This window comes from Streptomyces sp. NPDC002054 (assembly GCF_040296685.1).
Lineage (GTDB): Bacteria > Actinomycetota > Actinomycetes > Streptomycetales > Streptomycetaceae > Streptomyces.
In genome coordinates, this window is record NZ_JBEOXT010000076.1 from 1 (window position 1) to 7,055 (window position 7,055).

4 protein-coding genes are annotated in these 7,055 nt (G+C 76.0%); 3 read left to right on the forward strand and 1 reads right to left on the reverse strand.

Features of this window, described 5'->3' with window-relative positions; genetic code table 11:
* Positions 1-168 precede the first annotated feature (168 nt).
* Positions 169-1,113, reverse strand: a complete 945-nt coding sequence (locus tag ABT123_RS36535; RefSeq protein ID WP_351322738.1) for a hypothetical protein — start codon at positions 1,111-1,113, stop codon at positions 169-171.
* A 154-nt stretch (positions 1,114-1,267) separates the two neighbouring features.
* Between ABT123_RS36535 and ABT123_RS36540 the strand changes: the two genes are divergently transcribed.
* The 3 genes from ABT123_RS36540 (at position 1,268) to ABT123_RS36550 (ending at position 6,975) form a co-directional block, all read left to right on the forward strand.
* On the forward strand, positions 1,268-3,763 hold the full coding sequence (locus ABT123_RS36540; protein WP_351322740.1) for a helicase-associated domain-containing protein: 2,496 nt from the start codon (positions 1,268-1,270) through the stop codon (positions 3,761-3,763).
* A gap of 72 nt (positions 3,764-3,835) precedes the next feature.
* Positions 3,836-4,432: a DUF4291 domain-containing protein gene (locus ABT123_RS36545; RefSeq protein WP_351322742.1), complete on the forward strand. Its 597-nt coding sequence runs from the start codon at positions 3,836-3,838 to the stop codon at positions 4,430-4,432.
* 71 nt (positions 4,433-4,503) lie between these two features.
* Complete coding sequence (locus ABT123_RS36550) at positions 4,504-6,975, forward strand: tetratricopeptide repeat protein (RefSeq protein WP_351322744.1); 2,472 nt, start codon at positions 4,504-4,506, stop codon at positions 6,973-6,975.
* Positions 6,976-7,055 lie beyond the last annotated feature (80 nt).

Sequence of the window (7,055 nt, forward strand, 5' to 3'; positions counted from 1 at the left end):
GCCGGGCCGGGCCGGGCCGGGCCGGGCCGCGCCGGGCCGCGCCGCGCCGGGCCGCGCCGCGCAGGGCCGCGCCGCGCAGGGCCGCGCCGCGCAGGGCCGGGCAGGGCCGAGCCGGGCAGGGCCGGGCAGGGCCGAGCCGGGGCCGGGTTAGGGCCGGGCCGGGGGCGGTTAGCGGCGGCGGGAGCGCCAGAGGAGGTGGAGGGCGGAGGCCAGGGCTGCGGCGCGGACGATCCACGGCAGCATGCCGGTCAGCACCTCACCCGCCTGCCCCTCCGCCAACGCCTCGCCCCAGCGCCCGTCCGCCCGCCCCCACACCCACAGCAGCGCGCCCCCGCACACCACCCCCGGCAGCCCGAACACCACCCACTTCTTCTCCGCGGGCCCGAGCACCCGCGACCCGTACGCGAACAGCCAGCCGACCGCGAGCACCAGCCAGTGCCCCGTGACCACGCCGGTCACCAGCACGAGGGCGGCGAGGAGCAGGAACACGTGCGGCTTGGGGCGGGCCGCGGCCTCGGGCGCGGGCGACGGTGCCGCTGCCGCCTTCCGTTGGCGGCGTTCCCGGAGTGCCCGGACGAAGCCCGGACGCGCCGGGGGTTCCGGCGTCGGCTCCGGTTCCGGTTCTGCCTCCGGGGCGAACAGGTCCGGGCGCTCGATCCCGCCCACGAAGCCCTCGACCTGCGGTCCGCCGCCGTACGAGGCGGGCGGGCCCACTCGCCACCAGTCCGGCTCCGACTCCGACTTCCCGAGCTCGTCCAGCCCCGCCAGGTGCGGCGGCGCAGCCGCAGTGTCGGCCGGGGGCGGCGAAGGCCGCCGGTGCAGCCGCCCCGGCCCCCGCTGGGTTGGCACGCCCGGGCCGACATCGGGTTCCGCAGCCGGTACGGCGGGGGCGCCCAGCGTGTCGAGCACCTCCTCGGGCGTCCCGATCCGCTCCAGGATGCGGCGTACGGCAGCAGGGGTCTCCGGGTCGTACTTGGCCCGGCGGCGGTCGATCTCGTCCCGCAGCCCGGCAACCAGCCGCATCCGGTCCCCGGACGCCAGCTGCCGACGCTGCGCCAGATCCCCGACCCGGCTCAGGTACTCGTAGACCAGATGGTCGCTCTCGATCCCCATGCCCCGGCTCCTCCCGTGCCGCCCCCGGACTCCGCCGGGGGACCCCCGGTCCCGACCGTAGCGCGTGCATGCGTGGAGCAGCGCGGGGCGCAGCGGATAACGTTGGCCGGATGGGGGCCGGCGGGACACCGGCCGAGGCAACCAGGAGGCGACCGTGCCCGAGGCAAGCACCGGAGGGACCGCGCCGCGCTCCCTCGCCGAGGCGCTCCGCGCCCGCGACGACGCGGGCCTGGCCGCGCTGCTGTCCGCCCGCCCCGACCTGCTCAGCCCGGTCCCGAACGACCTGACCCAGCTCGCCACCCGGGCCGGCACCCGGGCCTCGGTGGTCCGTGCGCTGGACCGGCTGGACCGGTTCGCCCTGCAGACGGCGGAGGCCCTGGCGGTGGCCCCGGATCCCTGCGACTACGCCACCCTCGAAGCCCTCCTGACCGGCCACCACCCGCCCGCGGAACCCGAAGCCGCGCCGGAAGCCGCGCCCCCGCCCGCCGACCTCGTCGCGGACATCCGCGCCGCCCTCCCCCACACCCTCCACACCCTCCGCACCCAGGCCGTCGTCTGGGGCGACGACGACCGGCTCCGCCTCCTCCGCACCGCCCGTGAGCTGCTCGCCCCCGCCCCCTCCCGGCCCTCCCCGACCGGTCTCGGACCCACCGTCGCCGAGGCCACCGCCGGGATGTCACCCACCCGGGTCCAGGAGATCGTGGCCACCGCCGGCCTGCCCGGCACCCACGACCCGGTGTCCGCGGTCACCGCGCTGACCTCCCTGTTCACCGACCCGGTCCGGATGTCCGCGTTGCTCGACCAGGCCCCGGCCGAGGCGCACCACGTGCTCGACCGGCTCGTGTGGGGCCCGCCGTACGGGGAGGTCACCCCGCAGCCCACCCCGCCCGTGCGCTGGCTGCGCGACCGCGGGCTGCTGCTGCCCGCCTCCGCCCGGACCGTCGTACTGCCCCGCGAGGTCGCCCTGCACCTGCGCGGCGGGCGGGCGCACCGCAGGCCCGAGCCGGTACCGCCCGCCGTGCCCGCCGAGACGCTGCACCGTCCACAGCTTGTGGACGCCAACGCCGCCGGGCAGGCGCTGGCCGCGCTGTCCGCCGTCGAGGAACTGCTGAAGTCCTGGGAGCACGGCTCCGGGCCGGCCGTACTGCGGGCCGGCGGGCTCGCCGTCCGCGATCTCAAGCGGATCGCGGTCACCCTCGACGTCGGCGAGACCGTCGCCGCGTTCTGGATCGAGCTCGCCTACACGGCCGGCCTGCTGGCCAGTGACGGCGAGGCCGACGAGCGGTACGCGGCCACCCCCGCCTACGACGACTGGACCGCACTCCCGCCCCACGAACGCTGGGCCGTACTCGCCCGCGCCTGGCTGCCGGCCACCCGCACCGCCGGACTGATCGGCGAGCCGGACGCGAAGGCCCGTACGCTCTCCGCGCTCGGGCCCGACCTCGACCGGTCCGCCGCGCCCGAAGTCCGCCGCCGGGTGCTGGAACTGCTCGCCGCCCTGCCCGAGGGCGGCTCCGCCGCCCCCGAGGCCGTCCTCGACCGGCTGTCCTGGGAGCGTCCGGTGCGCGGCACCAGCGAACTCCGGGCCCGGCTCGCCCGGTTCACCCTCGCCGAGGCGGAGCTGCTCGGTGTCACGGGCCGCGGCGCCCTCGCCGGCCACGGCCGGGCCCTCCTCGCCGGCGAGGACCCGGCCCCGCTGCTCGCCCCGCAGCTGCCCGAACCCGTCGACCACGTCCTGCTGCAGGCCGACCTGACGGCCGTGGCCCCGGGCCCGCTGCGCCGGCCGCTCGCCGAAACCCTCGGGGTGCTCGCGGTGGTGGAGTCCAAGGGCGGCGCGACCGTGTACCGGTTCACCCCGTCCTCGGTGCGGCGCGCCCTGGATGCCGGCCGTACCGCCTCCGACCTGCACGCCTTCCTCGCCGAGCACAGCCGGACCCCGGTCCCGCAGCCCCTCGCGTACCTGATCGACGACGTGGCGCGGCGGCACGGCCACCTCCGGGTGGGGACGGCCTCCTCGTACGTCCGCTGCGACGACGACTCCGTCCTCGGCGAGATCCTCGCCGACAAGCGCTCGGCGGGCCTCGGCCTGCGCCGGCTCGCCCCGACCGTCCTGGCGGCCCAGGCCGATCCCACGGGCCTGCTCGACGGGCTGCGCGCCATGGGCTACGCCCCGGCGGCCGAATCCCCCACCGGCGACGTCCTGATCACCCGCGCGGACGCCCACCGCACCCCGCCGCGCACCGCCCCGGCCCCCGTCCCGGAGGGCCCGCCGGTCCCGGACCCGACCCTGCTGGGTGCGGCGGTACGGGCCATCCGGGCGGGCGACGTGGCGGCCACCGCCATCCGCAAGGAGCCGTACGAGGGGACCGACGGTACGACTCCGGCCCGGGCACAGACCCGGACGCCGGGCGAACTGCCGCGCACCACAGCGGCGGAGACCCTGGCCACGGTGCAGGCGGCGGCCCTGACCGGTTCGGCGGTGTGGATCGGCTACGTGAACGCGGACGGCGCGGCGAGCCAGCGGGTGATCGCCCCGGTCCGGGTGGAGGGCGGCTTCGTCACGGGCTACGACCACACCGCCGACGAGGTCCGCACATACGCCCTGCACCGGATCACCGGCGTCGCCGAACTGGCGGAGGACCAGGTGTAGGGGCGTCCTGCCGGTCTCCTGCGGACCGAAATCGGGGTGCGGACAGGACCCAGCCTCCCGCAGGCTGCCCTCATGCAAGCTTCGACCCACCCGCACCGCGAGATCCGCGCCGCCCACACCGCCACCACTGTCACCGTCTACCAGGCCTACGCGCCCGGCCTCGGCCTCCCGGCCGCCCGCGACCAGCGGTTCCCCACCGCGTGGAAGCGGGAGCGGATGACCTGGATCAAGCCGTCCTTCCTGTGGATGATGTACCGCTGCGGTTGGGCGACGAAGACCGACCAGGAGACCGTCCTGGCGGTGGAAATCACCCGCGAGGGCTTCGACCACGCCCTCGCCCACGCCTGCCTGTCGCACTACGAACCCGGCACCCACCCCGACCGCGAGGCCTGGCAGTCCGCCCTGCGCGCGGCCCCGGCCCGGGTCCAGTGGGACCCGGAACGGGACCTGCACCTGAACCCGCTGCCGTACCGCTCCCTCCAACTGGGCCTGTCCGGCCCGGCCTCCCGCGCCTACGCGGACGAGTGGACGATCGCCATCCGCGACGTCACCCCGCTGGCCCGGGAGATCCACGCCCTGGTCCGGGCCGGCCACGAAACCGCCGCCCGCGCCCTCCTCCCCGCCGAAACCCCCTACCCCGCGGGGCCGCTGCCCCACCTGGGCGCCTAGGGGGCCGAAGGCCCGTACGCGGCGCCTCGGCGGGTCCTATCCTGTGGGCTCCGGATCCGCAGGGGGGCGATATGACCGGAGCGACGAACAACGAGATCAGCGGCGGCATCTTCCACAACGTGGTCGTGCAGGGCGGCACCGTGACGCTCCAGCTCCCGCCCACCCTCGCCCCCGCACTCACCGGAATGCCCTCCCCGGCCGACACGTTCACGGGCCGGGAAGCCGAGGCGGAACTCCTGCTCGGCGGGCTCCGGCCACCCCCGCAGGGCTCCGGACGGCAGGTGGTCAGCGGGCTGGCCGGGGTCGGGAAGACGGAACTGGTCCTCCAGGTCGCCCACCGGGCCCTGCGCGAGGACGGCCGGTTCCCCGGCGGAGCCCTCTTCATCGACCTGTTCGGCTACGACACCGAACGCCGGGTCACCCCCGAGCGGGCCCTCGGCCAGCTGCTGCGCGCCCTCGGCCTCCCGGACGAGCATGTCCCCGCCGGCCTGCAGGACCGGACCCGCCTCTACCGCTCCGTCCTCGCCTCCTACGCCGACCAGGGCCGCCGGGTCCTGCTCGTACTGGACAACGCCCGGACCGCCGAGCAGGTGGCCCCGCTGCTCTCCGGCGACCCCCGGATCCCCGCCCTGGTCACCTCCCGCCACACCCTGGCCCTCCCGGACGCCCGCCTCCACGACCTCTCCGTGCTCGACGGGGCCGCCGCCGTGGAGCTGCTCGACGGTGCGCTGCGCGGGGCGCGCGGGCCTGCCGACAGCCGGGTCGCCTCCGCTCCGGACGAGGCCGCCGCACTGGCCCGGCTGTGCGGGTTCCTCCCGCTCGCCCTGCGCATCGTGGCCGCGCTCCTCGCCGATCTGCCGCAACGGCCGCTGTCGTCCATGACCAGGGCCCTGGAGGACAGCCGGCAGCGGCTCGGGCGGCTGTCCCGCGAGGACCTCGCCGTGCGCGCGGCCTTCGGCCTCTCGTACGAGCACCTCGGCGCCGAGCAGGCCCGGCTGTTCAGGCTGCTGCCGCTCAACCCCGGCGCCGATCTCTCCACCGAGACCGCCGCCCGGCTCGCGGACACCGAGCCGTACCCGGCCGAAGAGCTGCTCCAGGACCTGGCACGCGGCCACCTGATCGAGCCGGGAGCCGGGTACGGGCGCTGGCGCATGCACGACCTGATCCGCCTGTACGCCGAAGAGCTGGGCCGGGAGCAGGACGCGGAGCAGGAGCGCACGGCGGCGCTGCAACGGCTGCACGTCCACTACCTGTCCACGGCGCGGGAGGCCGGAATCCTGCTGGAATCCGACATCCAGCCCGGTCACCGCTTCACCACCCAGGAGGAGGCGCTGGCCTGGCTCGAGGACGAGCGCGCCAATCTGGTCGCCACCGCGGGCATCGCTCGCGGCCTGGGGTACCTGTTCGTGCCGGCCGACCTACTCTTCTCGCTCACCGGCTTCCTCTCCCGGCAGCGCTACTTCGGCGACTGGGTCGCCCTCGGCACCGCAGCCCTCGACTGCGCCCGCGCGTCCGGCTCACGGGCCGACGAGGCCTTCGCGCTGTTCGCGCTGAGCAATCCGCTCCGGGCGCTCCGGCGGTTCGAGGAGGCCCGCTCCGCCCTCGAACGGGCCATCGCCCACTACCGGTCGTCCTCAGACCCGCACCTCGAAGGGAGCGCCCTGGTCGATCTCGGCCTGGTCTTCCAGGAGATGCGGCGCTTCGACGACGCGGTCACCGCCCTCACCCGTGCGCTGTCCCTGCTCCGGGAGGTGGGCGACCGGCACGGAATGGGCAAGGCGCTCACCAATCTCGGCCTGGTCCACATGGACCTGCGCAGGTTCGACGAGGCCATCGACCTGTTCACCCAGGACATCGCCATCTGCGTGGAGCTCGGAGACCGGAGCGGGGAGGCACAGACGCTCAGCAACCTCGGGACCATCCTGTTCAAGGAGAGCCGTCTCGACGAGGCCGCCGAGACGCTGGGCCGGGCCCTCGCCGCCCACCGCGAGCTCGGCGACTCCCACGGCGAGGCCCAGGCACTGAACAACCTCGGCCTCGTCTGGCGCCGCATGGACCGCCTGGAGGAGTCGGTGGAGGCGCACACCCGCGCCATCGACACCTTCCGCCTCACCCACGCACCGCGCAGCGAGGGCCTGGCACTGAACAACCTGGGCATCGCCCTGATCACCGCCGAGCGGTTCGAGGAAGCGATCGGCCCCCTGGAGCTCGCCGTCCGGACCTTCCGCGAGATCGCCGACCGGCACGAGGAGGGCAGCGCGCTCACCAACCTCTCCACCGCTCTGTCGATGCTGGACCGGCCGGACGCGGCCGTCGACGCCGCCCGGAAGTCGGCGGAGTGCTTCCGCGCCACGGGCGACCGGCACAGCGAGGCGCTCGCGCAGTACGCCCTTGCGCGCGTCCTGAAGGCGGCCGGCCGCTCCGAGGAGGCACTGGCCGCACTGTCCGCCGCCGTGCCGGTGCTCCGGGAATCCAACGACCGGGAGTACGCGGACGCCGCCGAAGAAGCCAGGAAGGCGCTGAGCGAGCGGCTCGGGACCTAGGGGGTGTCCGGCGGATCAGGGCCGGGCCCGGCCCCGCAGAGCACCGCCCCCCCCCCGCGGGGAAAGCCGGCGACGATGTG